The organism is Microvirga sp. P5_D2 (assembly GCF_054049475.1).
In genome coordinates this window covers 77957-101763 of the sequence record NZ_JBFUMH010000002.1, presented here as the reverse complement: position 1 = coordinate 101763, position 23807 = coordinate 77957, and the positions used below count along the sequence as shown (strand labels likewise).

General features: G+C 62.3%; 22 protein-coding genes. 11 read left to right on the top strand and 11 right to left on the bottom strand.

Annotated elements, in window-relative coordinates:
- The first annotated feature begins 168 nt into the window (after positions 1-168).
- Together ACXJKO_RS01395 and xerD are read left to right on the top strand one after the other, a co-directional pair.
- A complete protein-coding gene (locus ACXJKO_RS01395) occupies positions 169-318 on the top strand; it encodes a histidine kinase (RefSeq protein WP_457089282.1) in 150 nt (49 codons plus the stop codon).
- Entirely contained in the window at positions 315-1244 is a 930-nt protein-coding gene (gene xerD / locus ACXJKO_RS01390) for a site-specific tyrosine recombinase XerD (protein ID WP_457089281.1), read from the top strand. The genes ACXJKO_RS01395 and xerD overlap by 4 nt, the downstream gene beginning before the upstream one ends.
- Before the next feature lie 4 nt (positions 1245-1248).
- Here the strand turns inward: xerD and metW are convergent, their stop codons facing one another.
- Together metW and metX are read right to left on the bottom strand one after the other, a co-directional pair.
- Complete coding sequence (gene metW, locus ACXJKO_RS01385) at positions 1249-1896, bottom strand: methionine biosynthesis protein MetW (RefSeq protein ID WP_457089280.1); 648 nt, start codon at positions 1894-1896, stop codon at positions 1249-1251.
- Positions 1893-3062, bottom strand: a complete 1170-nt coding sequence (gene metX / locus ACXJKO_RS01380) for a homoserine O-acetyltransferase MetX (protein WP_457089279.1) — start codon at positions 3060-3062, stop codon at positions 1893-1895. The genes metW and metX overlap by 4 nt, the downstream gene beginning before the upstream one ends.
- Positions 3063-4028: 966 nt before the next feature.
- Between metX and ACXJKO_RS01375 the strand changes: the two genes are divergently transcribed.
- The 4 genes from ACXJKO_RS01375 to ACXJKO_RS01360 all read left to right on the top strand — a co-directional run bounded on the left by ACXJKO_RS01375 (position 4029) and on the right by ACXJKO_RS01360 (position 9131).
- On the top strand, positions 4029-5579 hold the full coding sequence (locus ACXJKO_RS01375) for a hypothetical protein (protein ID WP_457089278.1): 1551 nt from the start codon (positions 4029-4031) through the stop codon (positions 5577-5579).
- A gap of 515 nt (positions 5580-6094) precedes the next feature.
- A complete protein-coding gene (locus ACXJKO_RS01370; protein ID WP_457089277.1) occupies positions 6095-6934 on the top strand; it encodes a chorismate mutase in 840 nt (279 codons plus the stop codon).
- 150 nt (positions 6935-7084) lie between these two features.
- Complete coding sequence (gene hisC, locus ACXJKO_RS01365) at positions 7085-8191, top strand: histidinol-phosphate transaminase (protein WP_457089276.1); 1107 nt, start codon at positions 7085-7087, stop codon at positions 8189-8191.
- Positions 8184-9131: a prephenate/arogenate dehydrogenase family protein gene (locus ACXJKO_RS01360; protein ID WP_457089275.1), complete on the top strand. Its 948-nt coding sequence runs from the start codon at positions 8184-8186 to the stop codon at positions 9129-9131. The genes hisC and ACXJKO_RS01360 overlap by 8 nt, the downstream gene beginning before the upstream one ends.
- 60 nt (positions 9132-9191) lie before the next feature.
- Here the strand turns inward: ACXJKO_RS01360 and ACXJKO_RS01355 are convergent, their stop codons facing one another.
- Complete coding sequence (locus tag ACXJKO_RS01355; RefSeq protein WP_457089274.1) at positions 9192-10238, bottom strand: DUF2125 domain-containing protein; 1047 nt, start codon at positions 10236-10238, stop codon at positions 9192-9194.
- Between the two features lie 74 nt (positions 10239-10312).
- Here ACXJKO_RS01355 and ACXJKO_RS01350 point away from each other — a divergent pair, with 74 nt between their 5' ends.
- Entirely contained in the window at positions 10313-10861 is a 549-nt protein-coding gene (locus tag ACXJKO_RS01350) for a gamma-glutamylcyclotransferase (protein WP_457089273.1), read from the top strand.
- On the opposite strand, the gene ACXJKO_RS01345 is transcribed toward ACXJKO_RS01350, so the two are convergent.
- The 5 genes from ACXJKO_RS01345 to ACXJKO_RS01325 form a co-directional block, all read right to left on the bottom strand.
- Entirely contained in the window at positions 10849-11259 is a 411-nt protein-coding gene (locus tag ACXJKO_RS01345; RefSeq protein ID WP_457089272.1) for a hypothetical protein, read from the bottom strand. The two genes, ACXJKO_RS01350 and ACXJKO_RS01345, sit on opposite strands and share 13 nt — an antisense overlap.
- Positions 11260-11355: 96 nt before the next feature.
- The gene (locus ACXJKO_RS01340; protein WP_457089271.1) at positions 11356-12123 is read right to left on the bottom strand and encodes a lysophospholipid acyltransferase family protein; all 768 of its coding nucleotides are present in this window, start codon (positions 12121-12123) and stop codon (positions 11356-11358) included.
- Positions 12124-12198: 75 nt separating this feature from the next.
- The gene (locus tag ACXJKO_RS01335) at positions 12199-12900 is read right to left on the bottom strand and encodes a YdcF family protein (protein ID WP_457089270.1); all 702 of its coding nucleotides are present in this window, start codon (positions 12898-12900) and stop codon (positions 12199-12201) included.
- 144 nt (positions 12901-13044) lie between these two features.
- The gene (locus ACXJKO_RS01330; protein ID WP_457089269.1) at positions 13045-14028 is read right to left on the bottom strand and encodes a cell division protein FtsX; all 984 of its coding nucleotides are present in this window, start codon (positions 14026-14028) and stop codon (positions 13045-13047) included.
- Positions 14025-14648, bottom strand: a complete 624-nt coding sequence (locus ACXJKO_RS01325) for a cell division ATP-binding protein FtsE (protein ID WP_457089349.1) — start codon at positions 14646-14648, stop codon at positions 14025-14027. The genes ACXJKO_RS01330 and ACXJKO_RS01325 overlap by 4 nt, the downstream gene beginning before the upstream one ends.
- A 578-nt stretch (positions 14649-15226) precedes the next feature.
- On the opposite strand from ACXJKO_RS01325, the gene hpt reads away from it, so the two are divergent.
- Positions 15227-15796 carry a hypoxanthine phosphoribosyltransferase gene (gene hpt, locus ACXJKO_RS01320; RefSeq protein WP_457089268.1) on the top strand — a complete coding sequence of 190 codons (570 nt, stop codon included), beginning with the start codon at positions 15227-15229 and terminating at the stop codon, positions 15794-15796.
- Here the strand turns inward: hpt and ACXJKO_RS01315 are convergent, their stop codons facing one another.
- Positions 15797-16306, bottom strand: a complete 510-nt coding sequence (locus ACXJKO_RS01315; protein ID WP_457089267.1) for a TspO/MBR family protein — start codon at positions 16304-16306, stop codon at positions 15797-15799. It abuts the gene before it with no gap.
- A gap of 123 nt (positions 16307-16429) precedes the next feature.
- Here ACXJKO_RS01315 and ACXJKO_RS01310 point away from each other — a divergent pair, with 123 nt between their 5' ends.
- From ACXJKO_RS01310 to ACXJKO_RS01300, 3 genes are all read left to right on the top strand, one after another.
- Positions 16430-17584: a trans-sulfuration enzyme family protein gene (locus ACXJKO_RS01310; protein WP_457089266.1), complete on the top strand. Its 1155-nt coding sequence runs from the start codon at positions 16430-16432 to the stop codon at positions 17582-17584.
- A 79-nt stretch (positions 17585-17663) separates the two neighbouring features.
- Positions 17664-19610, top strand: a complete 1947-nt coding sequence (locus ACXJKO_RS01305) for a bifunctional 2',3'-cyclic-nucleotide 2'-phosphodiesterase/3'-nucleotidase (RefSeq protein ID WP_457089265.1) — start codon at positions 17664-17666, stop codon at positions 19608-19610.
- Positions 19611-19986: 376 nt separating this feature from the next.
- Positions 19987-20613, top strand: coding sequence for a hypothetical protein (locus ACXJKO_RS01300; protein ID WP_457089264.1), 627 nt, complete (start codon positions 19987-19989; stop codon positions 20611-20613).
- A gap of 8 nt (positions 20614-20621) precedes the next feature.
- On the opposite strand, the gene ACXJKO_RS01295 is transcribed toward ACXJKO_RS01300, so the two are convergent.
- Together ACXJKO_RS01295 and ACXJKO_RS01290 are read right to left on the bottom strand one after the other, a co-directional pair.
- Positions 20622-21512 carry a YihY/virulence factor BrkB family protein gene (locus ACXJKO_RS01295; protein ID WP_457089263.1) on the bottom strand — a complete coding sequence of 297 codons (891 nt, stop codon included), beginning with the start codon at positions 21510-21512 and terminating at the stop codon, positions 20622-20624.
- 163 nt (positions 21513-21675) lie between these two features.
- Complete coding sequence (locus tag ACXJKO_RS01290) at positions 21676-23547, bottom strand: calcium-binding protein (protein ID WP_457089262.1); 1872 nt, start codon at positions 23545-23547, stop codon at positions 21676-21678.
- Positions 23548-23807: the final 260 nt, after the last annotated feature.

Sequence of the window (23807 nt, the reverse complement as noted above, 5' to 3'; positions counted from 1 at the left end):
AGTCCTAGCACGGGGCCGAGGCCCTGTCACAAGGCTATTGTTCCGCTCCCCCAGCGAACTTTCCCCTGGGGCAGAGACTTTCCCCTCGGTGAGGATTTCCCCTGGGGAAGGACTTGCCTTTGTGGCTTTTGCATGGTTCTAGCGTTATGACGCTTCAAGAGGCTTCCTTTGCCAACCTTATTCCGGTTCATCCTCGTCGTTGCCATTCTGGCTGGCCTTGGCTTCGCCGCGATGTTTGCGCTCGCAACCTTCGTGCATCCCGATCCCCGTGAAATCACCGTGCCGGTTCCCAGCAATCGCACGCCTTCGTCTTCATGAGCGGCGCGCGCCACGCCAGCCTTTTCCTCGACATGCTCGCCGCCGAGCGCGGCGCCTCCAAAAACACGCTAGACGCCTACCGGCGCGACCTCGATGATTATCTCGAATATCTAAAAGAGGCCGGTACGCAGCCCGACAGCGCCGCTGCCACCACGATCCGAGGCTTCATGGCAAGCCTGGAGGAGCGGGGCCTGAAGGCCTCCTCCGCCGCCAGACGGCTCTCGGCTGTGCGCCAGTTTCACAAATTTTTGTATGTGGAAGGCTATGCCCCCGCCGACCCGACCGCGGCTGTCTCTGCCCCCAAGCGCGGCCGGGTCTTGCCGAAGGTTCTTACCATCGATCAGGTCGACCGGCTTCTCCAGGTCGCCCATGAGAGCATCACCCGTCCAGAGGCCACGCCCGGAGAACGCCTGCGCGCCGCCCGCATGGCCTGCCTGCTGGAACTCCTCTATGCGACGGGCCTGCGTGTTTCCGAGCTCGTCTCGCTGCCCCGCAGCGCGGCCAAGACCCGGGATCGTTTTCTGGTGGTCCGCGGCAAGGGGGGCAAGGAGCGCCTCGTGCCCCTGACGGATGCGGCGCGGGATGCGGCGCGGGCCTACCTCGCCTTGCTGGAGGAGGGGGGTAAGGTGGCCGGCCCCTGGCTCTTCCCGGCCGATAGCGAGAGCGGCTATCTCACCCGTCAGGCTTTTGCCCGTGAGCTGAAAACTGTCGCCGCTGGAGCAGGTCTACGGGCCGACAAGATCAGCCCCCACGTCCTGCGCCATGCTTTCGCGAGCCATCTCTTGCAGAACGGCGCCGACCTGCGCGTGGTGCAGGAGCTTCTGGGCCATTCCGACATCTCGACGACGCAGATCTATACCCACGTATTGGACGAGCGCCTGAAGAGCATGGTGCGTGATCTCCACCCGATGTCGTCGGGGGAATAACCCCTCACCGCCGCTTGAGCAGAAACACGCCCTGGTCGCCGAGCAGGTTCCAGACCCACCAGGGCAGGCTCACCTGCATGGGTTTTCCGCCCGCGTTGAGGGCGACGGCCTTTTCCATCTGCGCGCCGACTTCGCGGCACAGTTCCACGAAATCGCGGATGGTGCAGAAATGGATGTTGGGCGTGTCGTACCAGGAATAGGGCAGGTTGTCGGTCACCGGCATCCGCCCTTTGAGCGCGAGATCGACGCGCACGCGCCAATGGCCGAAATTGGGGAAGGAAACGATGGCCCGGCGGCCGATGCGCAGGAGATGTTCCAGCACGACTCTGGGCTGGCGCGTCGCCTGGATCGTCTGCGAGAGGATCACGTAATCGAAGGCATCGTCCGGGTAATCGGCAAGGTCCGTATCCGCATCTCCCTGGATCACAGGCAGGCCTTTCGCGAGACAGGCATTCACGCCCTCGCGGGAAATCTCGATGCCGCGCCCATCGACGCCCTTGCGGTCGCGCAGCAGGGTGAGCAGATCGCCGTCGCCGCAGCCCACATCGAGCACACGGGAGCCGGTCTCGACCATCTCCGTGACGAGCAGGAAATCAAGGCGGTGGCCGGTCTCGAGATCGGTGGCGGGAAGCAGCGAGAGAGCGGATGTCATGCGATGCCTCTTACGCGCGCGGCCGCATCGATGAAGCCGCGCGCCGCCGCGAACATCTCCGGCTCTTCGAGCAGGAAGGCGTCGTGCCCCTTGTCGCTTTCCACCTCCACGAAGCCCACCGATGCAGCCGCCGCGTTGAGCGCGTGGACGATGGCGCGAGAATCCGATGTCGGGAACAGCCAGTCGGAGGTGAACGAGATCACGCAGAAGCGGGTTGTCGAGCCCTTGAACGCCTTGGCGAGCGAACCGCCATGCTCGGCTGCCAGATCGAAATAATCCATCGCGCGGGTGACATAGAGATAGGAATTGGCGTCGAACCGTTCGACGAAGGAAATGCCCTGGTAGCGCAGATAGCTCTCGATCTGGAAATCCGCGTCGAAGGAAAAAGTCGGCGCCATGCGGTCCTGAAAATTGCGGCCGAACTTCCGGTGCAAGGCCATCTCCGACAGATAGGTGATGTGCGCGCCCATGCGGGCGACCGCGAGACCTTTCGAGGGGCGCGTGCCTTCCATGAGATAGCGGCCCCCACGCCAGTCGGGATCCGCCATCACGGCCTGACGGCCGACCTCGTGAAATGCAATGTTCTGAGCCGAGTGGCGCGCGGCGGCGGCGATGGGAAGCGCCGAGAAGACCCGCTCCGGATACGAGGCCGCCCATTGCAGCACCTGCATGCCGCCCATGGAACCGCCGACGACGCAGAACAGGCTCTCGATGCCGAGCCGGTCGATGAGCGCCGCCTGCGCGTTCACCATGTCGCGGATCGTCACCACGGGAAAGTTCAGGGCATAGGGCTGGCCCGTGCCCGGATCGGTGGAGGCGGGGCCCGTGGTGCCCATGCAGCCGCCGGTCACGTTGGCGCAGATCACGAAGAAGCGGTCCGTATCCACCGGCCTGCCGGGGCCGACCATGGTCAGCCACCAGCCCGGCTTGCCCGTCACCGGGTTGTCATTCGCCACATGCTGGTCGCCGGTCAGTGCATGGCAGATCAGCACCGCGTTCGATTTGTCGGCATTGAGCGTGCCGTAGGTCTGGTATGCAATCTGCCAGGGCGCGAGCGCAACGCCGGAATCCATCATGAGCGGCTCGCCCGCGCCGAAATGCATGACCAGGCTCGACGGATCGTCGGCCTGGTTTCGTGCTTCGGTTGTCAGCGGGGAGGAGGTCATGGCTCTCGCGGATGCGTTCGATTTTCCGAACAAGCGGTAATTCGGAGTGCTTCGCAGGTCAATGAACAAGAGGTCTCATTGCTAGGAGAGCGGTCACGAGCGTCCCTTCTCATCGTACGGGATGACGTTGCTCATGGTCATGGCCGGGGTTGTCCCTGCTCCCCATTTCTTCGGTCGCAACCCACTAACCCTCATCCTGAGGAGCCCATGCAATGGGCGTCTCGAAGGATCGTCCAGTGTCCTCTGGAACCTCCTTCGAGACAACGCTACGCGCTTTCTCAGGATGAGGGCGATGGCGTGGAAAATGAGGTTGGGTTCAAAGAGCAAGCGGGAATGCCCTCGCAGCCTTTTGGCGTGCGAGATTTGATGGTCGAGGGCGCGCGAAGGACGGTCCGGCTCGCTGTGTGGGGTGAGTGAAGAACCTGACGGCCCTTCGCGCACGGCTTTTTTAGGCGGACCGGCGCGGCTGGCTCATGCACTTCCCGAGGCGGACACCGTCTTGGATCACGGGCGGCCTCGGACCAGCACTGAACCCGGCCTCTCGCCGGGGTCTCCCGTCGCACGAGGCTGCGTTGCCTCCGGCACGGGACCGTGCCTGGTCCCACAACCACGACGCCTCGCGAGCACGCCCCTCGGTGGATCGGGCTGGCCTGACACATAGCCAAGCTTAGGACGATTTTTAAGAACAAAGAGTTAACATAACGTTGCGGCTCTTGCACGCTCCCACATCCTCACCGGCCTTGTGGAATATCCTGATCTTCCCCAAGCAAGACCCGCCTAGAAAGGAGAATGATGGAAGCAAAAGCGAGACGCTGAAACAGCATCTGGGCTAGGCGCGCTATCCAGGTCGCGCAGGCTGTTAGCCCGATTGAATTTATCTTTAAATCATTTATCATTATAACATTGCAGAGATTATTGACTGCTCTCCAAGTGATGGAGGCGACATGGCAGGCCGAGGAGATAATCATGAGCCCGACTTCCGTGACCGATAGCACCAAGCTCTCCGGGCTGCATTTCGACTATTTTGTCGCGCCGCCCGTCGCGGGAGGTGTTCAAACTCCAGTTCTGCTGGACAAGGATGGCGATGCGCAGATCACGCTGGCCGCCGGCGCATCGGTCAGGGCGCTCAACCTCTTTATCGACGTTGACGCGGATGCATCTTTTGGAATTCGGCTGAAGGCGAACGAAGTCGCGATCTCGACTCCCACCCTGAGCACGGGAAGCGAGATCTGGATCGATGAAAAGAAAATCGGGACGGTGAGCGACTACGATGGCAAGTTCTTAGGGTTCAATTTCATCACGGCGACGACGCCCGCTGAAATCGCGGATTTGAAAGCGGCCGTCGAAAAACTCATCAAGGCGCTTACCTATACCAATCTTTCGACAGCTCAATCATCGCCGGGGTTCTTTGTCGGACTGACCATCCTCGACGACAAAGGGAATAGTGACAGCGCATCTATATTCAACGCAGATCGGTTCCTCGGCGATGCCGACGATAACACCATCGAGATCGATAACAGGCATATCAGCCGGGGTGATGAAATCGATGGCGGCGAAGGCGTCGATACGCTGCAGATAAAGTCCAGCGGCGATCCGGACTTTGCTGATGCGGATTTTACGTGGCTCAGCAAGTTCGACGGCATCGAGGTCATTCTGGGGTCGAGCCACAACGATACGATCCACATGTTCTCGAGCCAGATTAGGAAGCTGACAAGGATCGACGGCGGCGGTCAATCAGGGGATCGACTACATATCGGTGGCGATGCCATCGATCTTCGAGGAATCACTATAGCCGGTTTCAATAAGATTACGTACGGCGGCGACGGGACGACCATTGCTGTCGACAGCGTGGCGGTGGCAAAGATGCTCGACGGGGAGCCTGCCGACGGCGAAACGCTGACGATTGCCGGCGGTGCCCTGACGGATGCCGAGCGTCTGGATCTGCATAAGAAGGGCATCGACTACATCGTCCATAACGGTCGCAAGACGACGATTGCCGATGTCGACGGCTCCAAACCGACGGCACCCACAACTCCGACAACGCCTGACACCGACAAGCCGCTGCTGTTGAACGGCACCCGAGGGCGTGATGCGCTCAAAGGAGCGGGCGGCAACGACACTTTGAACGGCGGCTACGGCAACGATGTGCTCACAGGCGGAGCGGGCGCGGACCACTTCGTATTCAACTCCGCGCTCGGCAAAGGCACGACGAAGGCCAATCAGAACAAGAAGGTGAACTTCGACACGATCACCGACTTCAAGCCGGGCGAGGATAAGATCCTGCTCGACAACGCCATCTTCAAGAAGCTCGGTAAGGGCTCGCCGTCTGCGCCGGGTGCCTTGAAGAAGAACTTCTTCAAGAAGAACAAGGCCACGGACAAGGACGATTTCCTGACCTATAAGAGCGGTGTCGTGTACTACGATGCGGATGGCAACGGCACGAAGTACAAGCCGGTCGAGATCATCAAGATCGCCAACAAGGCTGCGCTCTCAGCCTCCGACTTCCTCATCATCTGACCGATTTTGCGCCGCGTGTTTCTCTCCCCTGATCTCTGATGTTTCCGAGATCAGTTTTGGCTTGCGCAAGTCGGGAACACTCGACTTGCGATGGGGAGGGATTGAGGGAGCGGAAAGTCAGAGTGCTGCGCTTCATCTAGCTATCCCAAAGGCCGCTACCAGCTTCACCTCTCCCCGGTGGGGAGAGGTCGAGCGCAGCGAGGGTGAGAGGGTTCGACCTTTCCGGAGATGCTTGTAACCCCTCACCCGCCGCGCTGACGCGCGGCGACCTCTCCCTCAAGGAGAGGTGAAACAGTGCCAGCCTCTCAACCTCGTCTCACCCCGTCGGACCACCCCCACCCTAACCCTCCCCGCAAAGGGGGAGGAACACACGCGCCACCTGCTCGATGAAACCGCCTCTCGACCGCAACGGGCCATGGACAGGCGCCAGCCTCAGCCGTGCTGCGTCAGGGCTGGGGGATGACAAGCGCCTTCAAACGGGTCAAAGAAACCCTGCCGTTTGAAGGATCGCCGCCATGTCCACCGAGAAGCCCGTTCCCTCCCTTGCCGAGCTGCGCCAGGATATCGACCGGATCGATGAGGCGATGCATCGGCTGCTCATGGAGCGCGGCACCATCATCGACCGGCTGATCGCCTCCAAGAAGGCCTCCGACGCGGGCATCAGCTCGGCCTTCCGGCCCGGGCGCGAGGCCTCGATGATGCGCTCGCTCGCCGAGCGGCACGAGGGGCTTCTGCCGCTCGATACGGTGGAGAGTATCTGGCGGGTGATCATCGGCACCTTCACCTATGTGCAGTCCAGCTATGCGGTCCACGCGGATATCTCGGCGGGGGATGCGCCCATGCGCGACTCCGCCCGGTTCCATTTCGGCTTCACGGTGCCCTACATCACTCATCCGAGCGCGGCGGCCGTGATCGAGGCGGTGGCGGGCTCGAAGGGCGATCTCGGCATCTTCCGTCTCGACCAGGGCGCCACCAGCGGCGCCTGGTGGCGCACTCTGGCTGAAAAGCACCGCCCGAAGATCATCGCGCGGCTGCCCTTCATCGAGCGGCCCGACCACCCGGCGGGAACCCCGGTCTTCGTGATCTCCAAGCCCCTTACCGATGCGGCCGTGCGGGACGTGGTGCTCTATGCGGCCCAGTTCGAGCGCTGGCACAGGGGCGCGAACGAGGCTCTGGCCCGCTTGGGCGGCGAGGTGGTGGCGAGCGCCGCCGACAGTATGGGCTTGTCCGAGATGATCGCCGTTCCGGGCTCCATCGAGCCCTTGCGGCTTCACCGGGAGCTCACCGAGGCTGGCGCCAGCCTCGTCCAGCTGGTCGAGATCGGCAGCCATGCCGAACGTTTCCACGTGAAATAAAGATCAAGCTGCGCTAGAGCATCAGACACAAAAGCGGGAACCGGTTTTGTGCGGAAAGATGCTCAGAACCAAAAACTTGAAGGATCGGCCGTGAATATGAATTCACGGCCGATCCTTCAGACCCCATCCCAAGTTTATTGTTGCAGGAATTTGTCCATGTCCGCTCGTCCCGAACCCCGTCCCGGCGTGATGCAGATCGAGGCCTATGTGCCCGGCAAGAGCGCAGCCGCAGGGGTCGCGAAGATCCATAAGCTCTCCTCGAACGAGACGCCGCTCGGCCCCTCGTCGAAGGCGATCGAGGCCGTGCGTTCCTTTGATCATCTCGAGCTTTATCCGGACGGGTCCGCCACGAAACTGCGCGAGGCGATTGCCGCCAAATACGGGCTCGATCCCAAGCGCATCGTCTGCGGCGCGGGCTCGGACGAGCTGTTGTCGCTGATCACGAATGCCTATGTAGGGCCGGGCGACGAGGGCATCTTCACGGAGCACGGCTTCCTCGTCTACCGCATCGCGCTGCTGGCCGCCGGCGGCGTGCCGGTGGTGGCGCCCGAGAAGGATTACCGCACCGATGTGGATGCGATCCTGGCGCGGGTGACGGAGAAGACGAAGATCGTTTTCCTCGCCAATCCGAACAACCCCACCGGCAGCTACATTCCATTCGACGAGGTGAAGCGCCTGCATGCGGGCTTGCCGTCGCATGTGGTGCTGGTGCTCGATGCGGCCTATGCGGAATACGTGCGCCGCAACGATTATGAATCGGGCCTCGAGCTTGTCGCTACGACCGAGAACGTGGTGATGACGCGCACCTTCTCGAAGATCTACGGCCTTGCGAATCTGCGCATCGGCTGGATGGTCGGGCCCGCGCACATCATCGATGCGGTCAACCGCATTCGCGGCCCGTTCAACATGAACGGCCCGGCGCTCGCGGCCGGGATCGCCGCGATCCAGGACGATGCGCATGTGGCGAAGGCCGTCGAGCACAATGAAAAGTGGTTGGCTTGGCTGACAAAGGAAATCGAAGCGCTCGGCTTAGAAGTGACGCCGAGCGTCGGCAACTTCCTGATGATTCATTTCCCGAAGGATGCTGGCAGGACCTCGAAGGATGCGGATGCGTTCCTGTCGAGCCGCGGTCTCATCCTGCGCCGTATCGATGCCTATGGCCTGCCACAGGCGCTGCGCCTGACGGTGGGCAGCGAGGAGGCGAACCGTCTCGTCGTCGATGCCCTGCGCGATTTTTTGAGTGGTCACCATGCCTGAGCGTCTCGGTCCTCCTCATGAGAAGCCGCTCTTCGAGCGCATCGCCCTTGTCGGTCTCGGGCTGATCGGATCGTCAATCGCGCGCGCCGCGCGGCATCTCAATCTTGCCCACACCATCGTCGCCATCGATGCCAGCGAGGTGGTGACACAGCGCGTGCTTGAATTGGGGATCGCCGACGAGGCGACCACCGATGTCGCCGCCAGCGTGAAGGATGCGGATCTCGTTATCCTGTGCGTGCCCGTCGGCGTTGTCGGCGCGGTGGCGCAGGCGATGAAGCCGGGCTTGAAAGCGGGCTGCATCATATCCGACGTGGGTTCGGTCAAGGCATCCGTCGTCGCGCAGGTGCAGCCGCATCTGCCGGCGGGCGTGCATTTCGTGCCGGCGCATCCGGTGGCGGGCACGGAGCATTCGGGGCCCGATGCAGGCTTTTCCACGCTCTTCCATAACCGCTGGTGCATTCTCACGCCGCCGGAGGGCACCGATCCCGCAGCGGTCGAGCGCGTGCAGGAATTCTGGTCCGCCATGGGCTCGAATGTGGAAGTGATGACGCCGCAGCATCACGATCTGGTGCTCGCCATCACGAGCCACGTTCCGCATCTGATCGCCTACAACATCGTGGGCACGGCGGCGGATCTGGAGACGGTTACGCAAGGCGAAGTGATCAAGTTCTCCGCTGGCGGCTTCCGCGATTTTACCCGCATCGCCGCGTCCGATCCCACCATGTGGCGCGATATCTTCCTGCACAACAAGGAAGCGGTGCTCGAAATGCTGGGCCGCCTCAACGAGGATATCGCGCTGCTCGCGCGCGCCATCCGCTGGGGCGAGGGCGACAAGCTGCACGACCTCTTCACCCGCACCCGCGCGATCCGCCGCGGCATCATCTCGTCGGGTCAGGAAACGCCCGAGCCCGATTTCGGACGGCGGCGCGAAGACAAGTGAGTCTCTGAAGCTTTTTACTCACGTCATGGCCGGGCTCGTCCCGGCCATGACGGATTGTTTTCAATACAGCGGCTGCAGCTTCACATTCGGCACCACGAAAGGCCCCAGCGCCAGCAGGCCGTTCTCCATCCGCAGCGGAGGCAGAGGCGATAGTTTCGGCTGCCCGTTGTTGCCGCCCGCACTTGGAGCCTGTCCGAGCAATGCGCCGAGCAGGGCGCCCGTGTTTCGGCTGCCCGTGATGCTGCTGAGGAGACCGTCGAGGCCCGCCGCCGATGCACTCAGCTGGCCCGTGGGCCGGTGCTCAGGGTCGAGGCTCAGCTTGCCCTTGGCTTCCATGCGGCGCGTGCCCTTGGCGGCGGAGAGCATGAGGATGTCGAGCGTGCCGCCGGCGGCACGCCAGCGCTCCAACTCTGCGGCGATGGGGCGGCCCCGGAAGCCGTCGGCTTGCGTCACCGTGACGTCGGCGTTGAGGTCCGTGAGTTCAGTGCCACCGATCAGGGCATCGATGAAGGGGATGGTCGCCTGCTTGATCGCGAACGCCGCGTCATAGGCTTTCTCTTGTACCCTGTTGGGATTGGGGCGCAGATGCATCTCCAGCCTTTCGCCGGATGTGGCGATCGCCTGTGGCGTCAGTCCGGTGACCGTCAGCTTCGGGTTCGTCGCGGCGAGTGAGAGGCGCTGAAAGCTGTTTGGCGTCGCATGGATGCTGGCCTGGAGGAGATCCCAGGTGCCCTGAATCGTCGCCCTGCCATCGGTGACGTTCAAGGGGCCGCCGATCTCCGCGATCACCAGGCGGGGCTGGTAGACCTGCGCGATGGCCTCCACGCGCCCGAACGAGGCGTTCACGGCGCCCTGCTTCAGGGTGAGCATGGGGCAAACCAGCTCGATGCGGAAAGGGTAGCCTGCGATGGTGCGATCAGCGCAGGTCCATTGCCGGCCTTGGGCAACTTCCGCCGCCAGCCAGGCGTCCAGCGTATCGCCGGCGCGGTTGCGGATGAAGAACCACGCGATGCTCCAGGCCACCGCCACCAGCAGCAGCAATACGAATGGGGTATAGAGCCAGAAGCGGCTGTGGCGCCGGACTTCCGTGGAGGCGGGTTCGACCATGCAGGATCTCCTGTTGTGCTGCTGCTTCGTTACTGGTAGCGCCGGAAGCAGGCAAGGTTCGGGCGCAAGGCACCATGCAAGGTACATTGACGGACGGCTCAGACGATCTTTGGGTTTTTGGCTACGGCTCTCTCATGTGGCGGCCGGGATTTCCCTTCACCGAGCGTCGCCATGCTCATCTCTACGGCTATCGCCGCGCGCTTTGCGTGCTCTCCCATGTGCATCGCGGAACGCCGGAAAACCCCGGCCTTGTGCTCGGCCTCGACCGGGGCGGGCGCTGTCACGGGGTCGCGTTCCGAGTGGCTAGAGAAGAAGCCGAGGCAACGGTACATTACCTGCGCGAGCGCGAGCAGGTGACGAGCGTTTATCTAGAGCGGCACCTGCCGGTTCGGCTCGATGACGGACGCGCCGTGACCGCGCTCGGCTACATCGCGGACCGCAAACATCAGCAATATGCGGGCAGCCTGTCCTTCGAAGAGGTCTTGCGGCTCGTGAGCCAGGGGCAGGGCATTTCGGGTGCCAATCCCGATTATGTCCGCTCGACCCATGAGCATCTGGTGAGCATGGGCGTCGTCGATCCGCTGATGCAGCGGATCGTGGCAGCGCTCGATCAGGAATCCTGAGGGGCGGCGAGATCCGCGATCTCGCGTAGATCCGCTAGAATCGCGCGGCGGCGGGAATCCGTATCGGCGAGCCTGTGGACGTGGAGTTCCGAGGCGCCGCGCTTTTCGACCTCAGTGAGCCAGCGGGTGCGGGTATCGGTGCTGGGCTCCGGACCCGCCATCACCACGTCGATCACATGGGCGGTTTTCGATTCGTCTCGGCTCACGGCGAGCACCACGGCGTCGGTGACTTCCAGAAGTTCCTTCAGGTCGAGCGGATGGATGCCGACGATGTAGCGGCGGCCCGAGACCCCACGCCATGAACTCAGCGTCGGCGAGGAGCGCAGGCCTGCCGTCGCTCTCAAGGGTTCCTCGCGCACGCCAGCCCTCCGCATTCGCTCGTTGCGGAGATCCCGCATGGCCGTATTCCAGGATATGGTGCGTTTGTTCGCCATATGTTCTTATATGTAGGAACTGCGAGGCGATGCGTCAAGACGGTCAAAAGCCTTGAAGATTCAGGCTTTGCTGATGGAAGCCGTCGATTTGGAGGTAGAGGCGAAGCCAAGCTCCGCGCGCCCCTCGGCGAGCAGCCGGTTCGAGGCTTCCTCGATGCCCTCCTGCATCCGCTTGAAGAATTCTTCCCGAGGCATCCCCGATGGAATCGGGTCCAGGATCTCGACGCGAATCGTGCCGGGGCGGCGGATGAACTGACGGCGTGGCCAATAGAGGCCCGAGTTCAGGGCCACGGGAATGCAAGGAAAGCCAAGGTTCTGGTAGAGATGGGCCACGCCGTATTTATAGGCCGGGGCAGCTCCGGGTGGGCGGCGGGTGCCTTCGGGAAAGATGATGATCTGGCGTCCGTGGCGGGCCTCGTCCTTGGCTTGCGCCGTCATCTTCACCAGGGCCTGTGAGCCTGCCTTGCGGTTCACCGGCACGCAGCGGGCTTTACGCAGATACCAGCCGAAGAACGGAATCCACATCAGCTCCCGCTTCAGGATGAAGGTGGGATCGTCGAAGATCGTCAGCAGCGCGAAGGTCTCCCACAGGGATTGATGCTTGGCGGCGACGAGCGCGCCGCCTACCGGGATCTTCTCCAGTCCGCGAATCTCGACCTTGGTTCCAGCCACAACCCGCAGGAGCCACAGGGACGTGTGAGCCCACGCCTTCACCCAGCTCAGGAACACCCGGCGCGGCAGGAGAACACCCGGAATCAGCAGGATCAGCCACACGACGAGGTTGACGTAGAAAGCGATGTTGAAGAGCAGGGAGCGGATGGTCAGCATGGCTTCTTGAAAACGAAAAGCGGAGCCTCAGGGCTCCGCGGGCGTGGGCAACATAGAGGTTTTTCGATTCAGTCTCTAGCGCCAGTTCGGCTCGGCGGCGGCCTGCTGGCTCGGGGCGCCGCCGCTGATGATCACGGCCACCGAGGAGCGCTCCGGGTCGTCCTCGAAGCGGGTGCGCAGCCAGACGGCCAGAAACTTCACGTATTCGGAGGCCAGCACCCGGGCCGTCGAGGGATTGTGCCACCAATCGTGCGGATCGATGGTCGCGGCGACCGGATAGGGGATCTTCTGCAGGTTCGGAAGGGCGTGGTCGAGTTCCACGAGGGTGCGCGGCATGTGGTAGTTCGAGGTCACCACGATGATGGCGTTGAAATCGTTCTTCTCGGCCCAGCGCCGGGTCTCGATGGCGTTGCCGATGGTGTTGCGGGCACGGTAGTCCAGGTCCACGCAGCAATCGAACAGGCGGCGCTGGCCGGGATTGAGGCGGGAGATCTGGTCACGGCTGGTCTTCTCGTTGACGCCGGAGATCAGGAGCCTTTTGGCATAGCCCTGCGCCAGAAGGTCGATGGCATCGCCGATGCGCTGCGCGCCGCCGGTCATGGCCACGATACCGTCCGCGCGGGTTTCAGGCCGCTGCTCGAACCGGTCGATGCTGTAGACGAAGCCGAAGAACCCCAGGAACCCAAGGGTCAGGAAAGCCGCGCAGCTCCAGAAGCCGAAGCGGAAAAGCCGCCGCGCCCATGAGCGCCGCGTCGGATGGGCATGTACGCCACGCATCGTCCAGCCCCAGCCCAAAGCTTCAGTGGCGTCGATTGAGTGCGGCGTCGCCCAAGTCTGCGTTCGCGAGGTCATCTTGGACGAGGATAGTGCAGAATGCGGCAATGAAGAGGCAACCCTTTCAGGAACCGGTAACCATCAACATCAACCATTTCCGTTAAGAAAACGTCTCACTGTCAAGCGCGAGACCACGCCCGTGATCACCGCCACGAGCAGGGCGATGAGGACGACGACAAGATAGCCGGTCCAGCCGATGCTGAAGGCGCCGAACAGGGCCTCCAGCTGGTCGCCCGTGGGGCTCGCGCGCCAGGAGCGGGCGATGAGGCCGAGCACGATGGTCAGGGCCAGGGCCGCGCCCGCGCCGATGGCGCTGCCGCGAAGGCCCAGTTTGAAGAAGCGGCGCTGGAATTCCCTGGCAATGAAATCGTCGTCCGCGCCCACGAAATGGAGAATATCCACCACCTCCCGGTTCCCGGCCATGGCGCCCCGTGTCGCGAAGATCACCGCAAGCCCTGCCGCGACGAGAACTAGGGTCACGAGGAACACGCCGGTTCCGATGATGGTGTTGGCCATGGTGGAAAGCCGCGAGACCCAGAGGGCATGGTCGTCCAGGCTCGCGCCGGGGACGTTCTGTTGCAGGCTCTGCCTCAGGGCGCTGAAATCGGGCTTCGCGTCCTCCTGGATCTTGATGACAATCAGGCGCGGCACCGGCAGGTCGTTGAAATCGAGGCCGGTTCCGAGCCAGGGCTCCAGCAAGCGCTCGGACTCCTCCTTCGAGAAAGCCTGGGCCTCCTCCACGCCGGGCGCCTGGCGCGCCAGCGCAATGGCGCGGTTGACGTCGTCCTCGATGGAGCGCTGCGGATTGGGGCGGATCTGGATCGTGACCTCGCGGGCGATTTCGGAGCGCCATTGCGCGGAACTCGTCGCGACCATCTCGGCCCCGCCGGCGCAGAGGGCAGCCAAGAAGGTGAGAATGCCGATCACAGCGGCAAGCGCCTGCCCGCCCGCCGAATCCACGGGCACGAGGGGGGCGTTGCGGCTCAACGAGGCGGGGAGGGAGCGCTTGTCGCTTCCTTGCGCCTTTTGCGGCGAAGCCTTCCTCAGCCGGGGGGAGGGAGCCGCGCTCATTCGTCGATATGCAGCCTGCCGTCGCCGAGCACGAGGCGGCGGACGTTGAGCTGTTCCATGAGGCTGAAATCGTGGGTGGCGATCACCACCGAGGTTCCGAGCCGGTTGAGTTCGATGAACAGGCGTAAAAGGCGCCTTGCGAGAGAGGGGTCCACGTTGCCGGTGGGCTCGTCGGCGAGCAGCAGGTCGGGACGGACGATGAGCGCTCGGGCGATGGCGGCGCGTTGCTTCTCGCCGCCCGAGAGCACGGGAGGAAGCATGTGCATGCGGTCGCCCAAGCCCACCCAGCGTAAGAGCTCCACCACCTCGGCGCGGTAGCTCGATTCGTCCTTGCCCTGCACGCGAAGGGGAAGGGCGACGTTCTCATAAGTTGTCAGATGGTCGAGCAGGCGGAAGTCCTGAAACACCACGCCCATGCGGCGGCGAAGGCCGGTCAGCTCCATCTTGGAAATCCGCGAGACATCCTCGCCGAAGAGCGAGATCAAACCGCGCGTCGGCTTCACGGACAGCAGGATAAGGCGCAACAGCGTGGTCTTGCCCGCACCGGACGGGCCGGTGAGGAACTGGAAGGAATTGGGCTCGATGGAAAAGGTCAGGTCGCGCAGGACCTCGGGCCCCATGCCATAGCGCACGCCCACATTCTCGAAATGCACGGACGCAGCCGCACCTTCCTCATATTCCTCGTCGTAGAACGCTCTCACCCGCGCCAGAACCCCTCCTGAAGACATCAAGGACCATGGCGTCAGGACGCCATGGAGCGATTCGTCCCCTTATCGCCCCGCTATGGTTAGCAAGCCATAAACTTGCGGGAGGAAGACGGAAAGCGAACCGCTCGCGGGACATTGCCGCACCGGCTGGGATAGCGACCGCCATTACCGGCGTTGTGCAGATGATCCGGCTTCCAATATCCACCACCCTCATCCTGAGGGACTGCCTCAGCAGGCGTCTCAAGGAGGCTCCAGTGGTCTCTGGAGATGCCCTCGTCCCCGGATCAAGTCCGGGGCAGGCTCTTCGAGACACCGCCTTCGGCGGCCCTCGGATGAGGGCTGTGATGGAAAGGGAGTAAGGCGTCGATACCTCACCCTCATCTCCGGCAAACTTTTTTGCGAAATTCGTGAAAAGTTTGACTTCCCGCGCGCGCCATGGTCGTGAAGAGGGGAAACCTAAAAGCCTTTTGCATTTTTCTGGATTGACGACGATGACCGCTTCCCCCCGCATCCGGGTCCTGTTCGACGAGAACGCCATTGCCACGCGCAACGAGGCGCTGGCGAAGGAGATCGCGAGCGGCAAGCCGGAGAACCTGCTCGTCGTCGCGGTGCTCAAGGGCAGCTTCATGTTCGCGGCCGATCTCATCCGCGCCCTGCACCGGACGGGCTTGGAGCCGCAGGTCGAGTTCGTGCATCTGTCGAGCTACCTGGACGGCACGGTCTCCAGCGGCAACGTCACCATCCTGCGGGACGTGGAGAGCGATGTGCGCGGCCGCGATGTGCTGCTTGTGGACGACATCCTCGAATCCGGCCGCACGGTCACCTTCGCCAAGGACCTTTTAATGGCCCGCGGCGCGAAGAGCGTGCGGACGGCGGTTCTGTTGGAAAAGCCCGGCAAGCGCGCCGTGCAGATTACGCCCGATTACGTGGGCTTCACCTGCCCGGACGTGTTCGTCGTCGGCTACGGCATGGACGTCGCCCATTCCTACCGCCAGCTGCCCTTCGTCGGTGTGGTCGATCACCTCGACAACAGCCCAGACCTGTTCGACGAGGCGAAATAATCAGCCGTTGAGCCGCCAGATCGTCCCGTTGAGGACGCTCGCGTAAGTGACCCAGGCGAGATAGGGCACGAGAAGCAGGGCCGCCGCGCGGTCGAGCTTCCAGAATGTCGCGATGGTGGCGAGGATCGCCACGATCAGGGCCGCGATCACCACGAGGCCCGCGACCGGGCTCTGCGCGCCGAAGAAGGCGAAGGACCATAATCCATTCAAGGTCAGCTGCACGAAGAACGCCGCAATGGCCGCAACGCGGCCGGGCAGGCCCTTCGGCAGCGAGAGAATCCGCCAGAGTGCATAGGCCATCATGGCGTAGAGCGTTGTCCAGGCGACGGGAAACGCCCAGTTCGGCGGCGTGAAGGCGGGCTTCTGCAGGCTCGCATACCAAGTCGGGATATTCGGCTGGGTGACGAGGCTCGCCGACACCGCGACCACGAGGATGGGCAGCACCGCGATCAGGAAGCGCGGGATGGGCGGAATTGCATGGCTGCCCGGCGCGGTTTGATGTGTCTGCATCGCAAAATTCCTTTATGAGGTGCGCATCTTTCCACGCAAAACCGGTTCCCACTTTTGCGTCCGATGCTCTAAGAGCTACGCATCTTGTCTGTGACGCAACCGGTCACGCTTTCGGAGGTTCCCATGTCGTCGTCACGCTCCCCTTGGTCGAAGCGCAGCCTGACCGCTCAGGCCATGGGCCATGTGGACCCGATCACCAAGGCGGTGGTGCCGCCGATCCATGTGGCGACCACCTATATCCGCGACGAGGACAATGCCTATTCCTCCGGCTTCGTCTATGGCCGCCCGGACAACGCTACCGTGCGCGAGGCCGAAGAGGTTCTGGCCATGCTGGAGGAGGCGGAGGCCGGCGCACTGCTGTTTTCTTCGGGCATGGCTGCAGCCACCGCAGTGTTCCAGGCGCTCAACCCCGGCGATCACATCGTCGCCTCCAAGGTCATGTATTGGGCCCTGCGCAGCTGGCTGATGACGGAAGCCGTGCGCTGGGGCCTTGCCGTCGATTTCGTGGAGACGGACGATCTCGACGCGCTGCGCAAGGCCGTCGTGCCGGGCCGCACCAAGCTCGTCTGGATCGAGACGCCCTCCAACCCGCTCTGGACCGTCACCGACATTGCCGGTGCCACCGAGATCGCCCATGCGGCTGGGGCACGGCTGGCGGTCGATTCCACCACGGCCTCGCCGGTCCATACCCGTCCGCTGAGCCTCGGTGCCGATATCGTCATGCATGCGGCGACCAAGGTGCTCAACGGCCATTCCGATGTGGTGGCGGGCGCGCTTGCCGGTGCCAAGGCCGATGACTTCTGGACGCGGGTCTCCTCCATCCGCAAGATGCAGGGCGCGATCCTCGGCCCCTTCGAGGCCTATCTGCTGATGCGCGGCATGCGCACGCTCCATGTGCGCACGGCGCAGCAGGCAAAAAGCGCGCTCGACCTCGCCCAGCGCCTCTCCGCGCATCCGAAAGTGGCGCGGGTGCTCTATCCCGGCCTGCCGCAGCATCCCGGCCACGATATCGCCAGCCGGCAGATGGAGGGCGGCTTCGGCTACATGCTCTCGATCCAGGTGAGCGAGGGCGAGGCGGCCGCTATCCGCACGGCGGCGCGCGTGCGCCTGTGGAAAAGAGCGACATCGCTTGGCGGCGTCGAGAGCCTCATCGAGCACCGCGCCTCCATCGAAGGCCCCGGAACCCCTTGCCCGCCGGACCTTCTGCGCCTGTCCACCGGCATCGAGGATGTCGAGGACCTCTACCGCGACCTCGATGAGGCGCTGCGGTCATCGTGAGCCGGCTATCTTGATCCTGTCATAAAAGATGTGCTCTCCTCTGATTAAGGGAACATCGTTCCATTCAGAGGAAGCCGTCATGACATCGTCGATTACCCGCCGTCGCGTCCTGCAGACCGGCGTTGCCGCCGCCGCACTCACGGGAATGCCCCGGTTCGCCTGGGCTCAGAGCGGCCCGGTGGTGAAGCTTCGCATCCTGGAGACCACCGACCTGCACGTGAATGTCTTCCCGTACGATTATTATCGCGACGCCGCCGACGACACGGTGGGCCTGGCCCGCACCGCGACCCTGGTGAAGGGCGCCCGGGCAGAGGCCAAGAACAGCCTGCTCTTCGACAACGGCGACCTGATCCAGGGCTCGCCGCTCGGCGATTTCGTGGCCTACCGTCAGGGCATGAAGAAGGGCGACGTGCACCCCATGGTCGCCGCCATGAACGAGCTGAACTATGATTGCGGCACGCTCGGCAATCACGAGTTCAACTACGGCCTCGAATTCCTGCAGAACGCGCTCGGTGCCGCGAAATTCCCGCTGGTCTGCGCGAACGTCATCAAGGCGAATGGCGAGACCCTGCAGAAGCCGTGGCTCATCCTCGACCGCGAGTTCGTCGATGAGACCGGCGCGAAGCAGAAGATCAAGGTCGGCGTGATCGGTTTCGTGCCGCCGCAGATCGTGCAGTGGGACAAGTCGCATCTCGACGGCAAGGCCACCACCATCGACATCGTCGATGCGGCGAACAAGCATGTGCCTGAGCTGAAAAAAGCCGGCGCCGACATCGTGGTCGCGCTCTGCCATTCGGGCATCGCGGGCGGCGAGCGCAAAGGCGGCGAGGAGAACGCAGCCCTGCATCTCGCCAAGGTCGACGGCATCGACGTCATCCTCACCGGCCACCAGCACTTCGTGTTCCCAGGCGGCAAGGAATTCAACAACATCCCCGGCGTCGATGCGAAGGCTGGCACGCTTCACGGCAAGCCCGCTGTCATGGCCGGTTTCTGGGGCAGCCATCTCGGCCTCATCGACCTGGAACTGACCAAGGACGGCAATGCCTGGAAGGTCGCGAATTTCCGCACCGAGGCGCGCCCAATCTACGACCGTGTCGACCGTAAAGTGGTGGCCAAGGTGGATTCCGATGCCGCCGTGTTGGCCGCCGCACAGGCCGGTCACGATGCGACGCTGAAATATGTGCGCGAGCCTGTGGGCACCACGGCGGTGCCGATCCATTCCTATTACTCGCTCGTGGCGGACGATGCTTCCGTGAAGCTCGTAGCCGAGGCGCAGTCTTGGTATGTGGCCGACCAGCTCAAGGCCTCTGCCTTCAAGGATCTGCCGATTCTCTCGGCGGCTGCTCCCTTCAAGGCCGGTGGACGCGGCGGCCCGAACTACTTCACCGAGATCAAGCCCGGYCCGCTCGCCATCAAGGACATGGCGGATATCTACATCTATCCGAACACGATCCGCGTGGTGAAAATCACCGGCGCTCAGGTGCGCGAATGGCTCGAGCGCTCAGCCGGCATCTACAACCAGATCGACGTGGCCAAGGGCGGCGAGCAGGAGCTCATCAACCAGAAATTCCCGGCCTATAATTTCGATGTCATCGCGGGTGTGCAGTATAAGATCGATCCGACGCAAGCCTCGCGTTACGACGATAACGGCAAGGTGGTGAATGCCGATGCGCACCGCATCAAGGACCTGACCTATAACGGCAAGCCCGTGACGGATGACCAGCAGTTCATCGTCGTGACCAACAACTACCGCGCGGGCGGCGGTGGCAACTTCCCTGGAGCCGACGGCACGACCATCGTGTTCGAGGCGCCCGACCTCACCCGCGATGCGATCATGCGCTACATCGTCGAGAAGAAGGAAGTCGCCCCGAGGGCCGACGGCTCCTGGGCGCTGGCCGTGCCCGCCGGCGTGACCATGACCTTCACGACGGGGCCGAACGCCGCCGCCTATCAGCCCGCCGGGATCAAGGTGGAAAAGATGGGCGACGCGCCGGAAGGCTTCGTAAAGTACAAGATCGCCGGCTAGTTTGTCAGGCCTACGAGATGGAAACGGCCGGGCATTGCCCGGCCGCTTTCGTTTCCAGCAGCGTCAAGATGTCGTGTTGTCGGTTGATACAATGTTCTACAAAAGCTGCACGATATTCAGGCTTTTTGATTCTCTGCCTGTGAATTCGTGGGCATGAATGTTCATAAATTCAGCATCGGCAATGAGTTATTTCAAGTTAATTTCATATTAATGAGTTCGGGTTCGAATAGTTCTGTATCTGATTATTATATAAGATTTTATTCTGGTTTGAGCGATGKATCGATTTTATTCAGGCATCGGAGCAATTTTGCTTAGTTGCCTATCAAGTATTGCATTCGCGGATGCTGCGGAAGACCACGAGATCTGGAGTGATCGTGTGACATCTTCTTGGCTCGATGAGCATATTGCGGTCAGGCGCATGGGCTCCAGACCAGATAACCGCTATACCCTTTCGCGCACTCAAATATGGACGAGCGGCCTCGCCAAGTCGGAAAAGACCGCTTTCAATCCCGACACGTTCGACAGGAGCCTCGGCGCCAAGCTTCAGCCGTTCAACGATCTCAATCTGCGCCTCGGGACGGAACTGGTGCGCGGCGGAGGTGACGACGGCAGCCTGACCTCGCGAGCGAACTGGGAGGCGTTCTGGACGCGTCAATCCGATGCCTTCGGCGGCATGAATCTCGGCCTCTCGACCGGCGGCTCCATGGCGACGCTCAACACCGGCTATTCGCAGACGGTGAGCGGCACGCTGGGCATTCCCTTGGATCTCTCGCTCGAGAAATGGGAGACGCAGGTCAGGCTGTCGCCGAACATGAATGTGGATACGGCCAGCGGCAATGTCGGCTCCGGCCTCATGTCCGAGATCATGGGTCAGACCGTGCTCAGCTCCCAGGCCGATCCGTTCCGGTCGGTGCTCAACGTCAAGGTAGGCTACGGCGTCGCGCAGGATACGCGGCCCGCCGCATCGGCCATGCTGGAGATCAGGATCTCGCCCAATCTTTAACCTGCGCGTCAGGGCAGGGTGATCACGTCGTTGATGCTCTGGGGTGTCGGCTCCAACCCAAGGCGCCGGCGCTTGGCGGCCATGATGGTGCCGTTGAGCTCGCCCCCGAACAGGAAGATCGCGCCGAGCGTGTAGAGGAAGATCAGCGCCACCATGGCGGTGGCGAGCCCTCCATAGGTGGAGGCATAGGCGCCGGGATAATATTCGAGATACCAGCTGAAGCCGAAGCCGCCGAGCAGCCACAGGAACAGCGTCATGCCCACACCCGGCATCACCGAGAGGAATGTGCGACGCCCCGAGGGGATGAGCTTGTGGGCGCACATGAGGCCCGCCACGATCACGAGCGTGGCGACGCCGATGCGCAGGAAGCCGATCAGGCTGTCCAGGGGCTGCAGGGCCGGCACCCAGTGCAGGATTCCGCGCCAGATGAAGGGGCCGAGCACCACGAGCAGGGATATAGCCATCAGCACGAAGGCGCCGCCGATGACGAAGGCGATGGATTCGAGCCGTGTCAGCCACCAAGCCCGCGTCTCGCGCACATTATAGGCGCGGTTGAGGCCGACCCGCAGGCTCTCCACGCCGCTCGACGCGAAATAGAGGGTGAGCACCACGCCGAGCGTCAGCACATCGCTGCGCCGGCCGGTGAGGATGTTATGAATCTCTCCCGCAATCGGCCCCGCGATCTCCTGCGGCCAAGCCTCCAGGAGCAGGTCCGCCACCTCGTCGGCGAGCGAGCCGGTGCCTAACACGCTGGCGAGCGCCGTCACCAGGATGAGGAAGGGAAAGAGCGAGGTGAGAACCGACAGAGCGATATGACTCGCGATCGCCCACGCGTCGTGCAGCACGAAGCGGTTGCTGGTGATGGTGAAGAGTTCGAAATAGAGGCGAAGGCGGTTCAAGCGTCAGGGCTCCAGCCTGCTGGAGATGGTGCGGCAGGGCAAGGCAGGCAAGCAAGGCATTAAACAGGCAAGTGAAAAGGTAACGTCAAGCCCGCCGATCCGTTTCCCCAACGAAAAAGGGCCTCCCGCAGGAGGCCCTTATGATACTTACGTTCGGGACCGATCAGATGACCCAGAKGTCGGCAGCCGTCAGATTGACGGCCTTGTCGAACTTGATGATCTCGACAGCCTTCTTGGACCCCGAGCCATCTACATCGTAGGACAGGGCCTTCTTGTTCTTGCTGAGGATCAGATAGTCGTTCTTGTCACTGGCCTTGCCGACCTTGAAGAAGTCGGCCTTCAGCTTGCCGGTCTTCGCGCCAAGCTTCTTGAAGATGGCGTTGTCGAGCAGGAGCTTGTCCTGCTTGACCGTAAAGTCTTGGATGCGGTCGAGGTTGACTTTCGGGTTCGTCTTCCAGGTGCCGATGGCGCTGTCGAAGACGAAGGAGTCCTTGCCGGCGCCGCCGAACAGCACGTCGTTGCCCTTGCCGCCATTGATGCGGTTGGCACCCGTATTGCCGCGGAGCACGTTGGCGGCCTCGTTGCCGACGACCTCGATGTTGTTCGAGCCGATGAGCTCGACATTGCCGATGAACTGCGAGCTCTTGTAGTCGATGGTGGTGAAAATGGTGTTGGTGCCAACGGTGTCGATAATCACGTCGCCGATGTTGTCGACGTAATACACGTCATCGCCAGCGCCACCCTGCATCGTGTCCGCGCCGACGCCACCATCGATGACGTTGTTGCCGCTGTTGCCTGTGATCACGTTGTTCAGCGAGTTGCCGTTGAGAGCAATCGAGCCGGAACCGGTGGCCGTGAGGGCCTCGACATTGGCCGAGAGCGCGTAGCTGACGCTGGTGTTTACCAAGTCGTACCCGCCGGCAGCACTATCCTCAGTCACCACGTCGCCGGCATTGTCGACGATGTAGGTATCGTTGCCGCCTTTGCCAATCATGGTGTCGGCTTTGAGTTCGCCGTTGATGACGTTGTTGCCGTCATTACCGATGATCGTATTGGCGTATTCGTTGCCCGACAGGTTGATGCTGCCGGCATCGGCCGTTGCACGCAGCTCCTCAACTTCCTGATAGGCGAGGTCGTAGGAAACGCTGGTGATGGCGGTGTCATAGCCATTGCCGTCGCGCTCACGGATCTCATCGGCCGCATTGTCGACAATGTAGGTATCATTGTCTTCCAGGCCCTGCATGATGTCCGCACCAGCGCCACCGTTGAGGGTGTCGTTGCCGACATTACCATTGAGGCTGTCCCTACCGGCACCGCCATCGATGGAATTGTGGCCGTAGTTGCCGGAGAGCGTATCATCGAAGCGCGAGCCGATCAGGTTCTCGAAGCCGATATTCGTGTCGCCTTCGGCTTCCCCATTATGGCCCTGTCCGGTGTAGGGTGTCCCCGCTTCTCCGGTCGCACTACCCATCTCGATAGAAACGAATGTATCGGCATTGGCATAGGAGAGGGTATCGCTGCCCGCACCGCCCGCCATGATGTCATTGCCAGCGCCCCCAATGATGGTGTCGTTGCCGTCCTGGCCATCGATCTGGTCGCTACCCGCGCCGCCTTGGAGCAACTCGCCGACGTCGTCCGATCCCTTGATCGTGTCATTGAAGGCCGAGCCGATAATCCCTTCGATGCTTACATAGGTGTCATCGATAATAGCAGGAGCGAAGGCGGGGAGAGTGGCTGAAAGATCAACGGAGACGCCACCAGTCACGGTCTCATAGGAGACCGTATCAAAGCCTTCTCCCCCATCGAAGAAGTTGCTTCCACCTCCGCCGATCAGGGTATCGTTTCCGCCTTCTCCATAAAGATCGTTGTTTGTTGCGTCTCCGGTGATGACGTTGTTGAGGCCGTTGCCGCGAACTCCGCTGTTGTCCGGCGTGCGAGCCGGGGGAGTTGTATCGGGCAGGGCAAACGGAATGGCAAAATTCAGCTCTGTTGCGTCGAGCGTGAAAGTATTTGTGATCGGGTCGTGTGTAGCCATAACGTTTAGCCCTTCATGCAGTGCTTTAGACGCACCTAGCTGACAATGTTTGAGCCTAGGCGCTGGGGGCGTTCGTCTATCCTCAGCGCCAAGCCGATTCGTATCGTATGTATTTCATACAATATTACGTAACGTTTAATAGCCCCGAACTGGGCTGTTGAGGCAACAAAATGTCACAACCAGCACCGGCTTGTGCGGCGGCGCACACCGGCCTGGTTCATACGAAAAGCTTGAGGCCGGCACATCGACAAGCGGCCTCT

Bases quoted from the DNA above. Each gene is read 5' to 3' on its own strand.
- xerD (WP_457089281.1), top strand. From the start codon at position 315: ATGAGCGGCGCGCGCCACGCCAGCCTTTTCCTCGACATGCTCGCCGCC.
- metW (WP_457089280.1), bottom strand. From the start codon at position 1,896: ATGACATCCGCTCTCTCGCTGCTTCCCGCCACCGATCTCGAGACCGGC.
- metX (WP_457089279.1), bottom strand. From the start codon at position 3,062: ATGACCTCCTCCCCGCTGACAACCGAAGCACGAAACCAGGCCGACGAT.
- ACXJKO_RS01375 (WP_457089278.1), top strand. From the start codon at position 4,029: ATGAGCCCGACTTCCGTGACCGATAGCACCAAGCTCTCCGGGCTGCAT.
- ACXJKO_RS01370 (WP_457089277.1), top strand. From the start codon at position 6,095: ATGTCCACCGAGAAGCCCGTTCCCTCCCTTGCCGAGCTGCGCCAGGAT.
- ACXJKO_RS01360 (WP_457089275.1), top strand. From the start codon at position 8,184: ATGCCTGAGCGTCTCGGTCCTCCTCATGAGAAGCCGCTCTTCGAGCGC.
- ACXJKO_RS01355 (WP_457089274.1), bottom strand. From the start codon at position 10,238: ATGGTCGAACCCGCCTCCACGGAAGTCCGGCGCCACAGCCGCTTCTGG.
- ACXJKO_RS01350 (WP_457089273.1), top strand. From the start codon at position 10,313: ATGCAAGGTACATTGACGGACGGCTCAGACGATCTTTGGGTTTTTGGC.
- ACXJKO_RS01345 (WP_457089272.1), bottom strand. From the start codon at position 11,259: ATGCGGGATCTCCGCAACGAGCGAATGCGGAGGGCTGGCGTGCGCGAG.
- ACXJKO_RS01340 (WP_457089271.1), bottom strand. From the start codon at position 12,123: ATGCTGACCATCCGCTCCCTGCTCTTCAACATCGCTTTCTACGTCAAC.
- ACXJKO_RS01335 (WP_457089270.1), bottom strand. From the start codon at position 12,900: ATGCGTGGCGTACATGCCCATCCGACGCGGCGCTCATGGGCGCGGCGG.
- ACXJKO_RS01330 (WP_457089269.1), bottom strand. From the start codon at position 14,028: ATGAGCGCGGCTCCCTCCCCCCGGCTGAGGAAGGCTTCGCCGCAAAAG.
- ACXJKO_RS01325 (WP_457089349.1), bottom strand. From the start codon at position 14,648: ATGGGGCCCGAGGTCCTGCGCGACCTGACCTTTTCCATCGAGCCCAAT.
- hpt (WP_457089268.1), top strand. From the start codon at position 15,227: ATGACCGCTTCCCCCCGCATCCGGGTCCTGTTCGACGAGAACGCCATT.
- ACXJKO_RS01315 (WP_457089267.1), bottom strand. From the start codon at position 16,306: ATGCAGACACATCAAACCGCGCCGGGCAGCCATGCAATTCCGCCCATC.
- ACXJKO_RS01310 (WP_457089266.1), top strand. From the start codon at position 16,430: ATGTCGTCGTCACGCTCCCCTTGGTCGAAGCGCAGCCTGACCGCTCAG.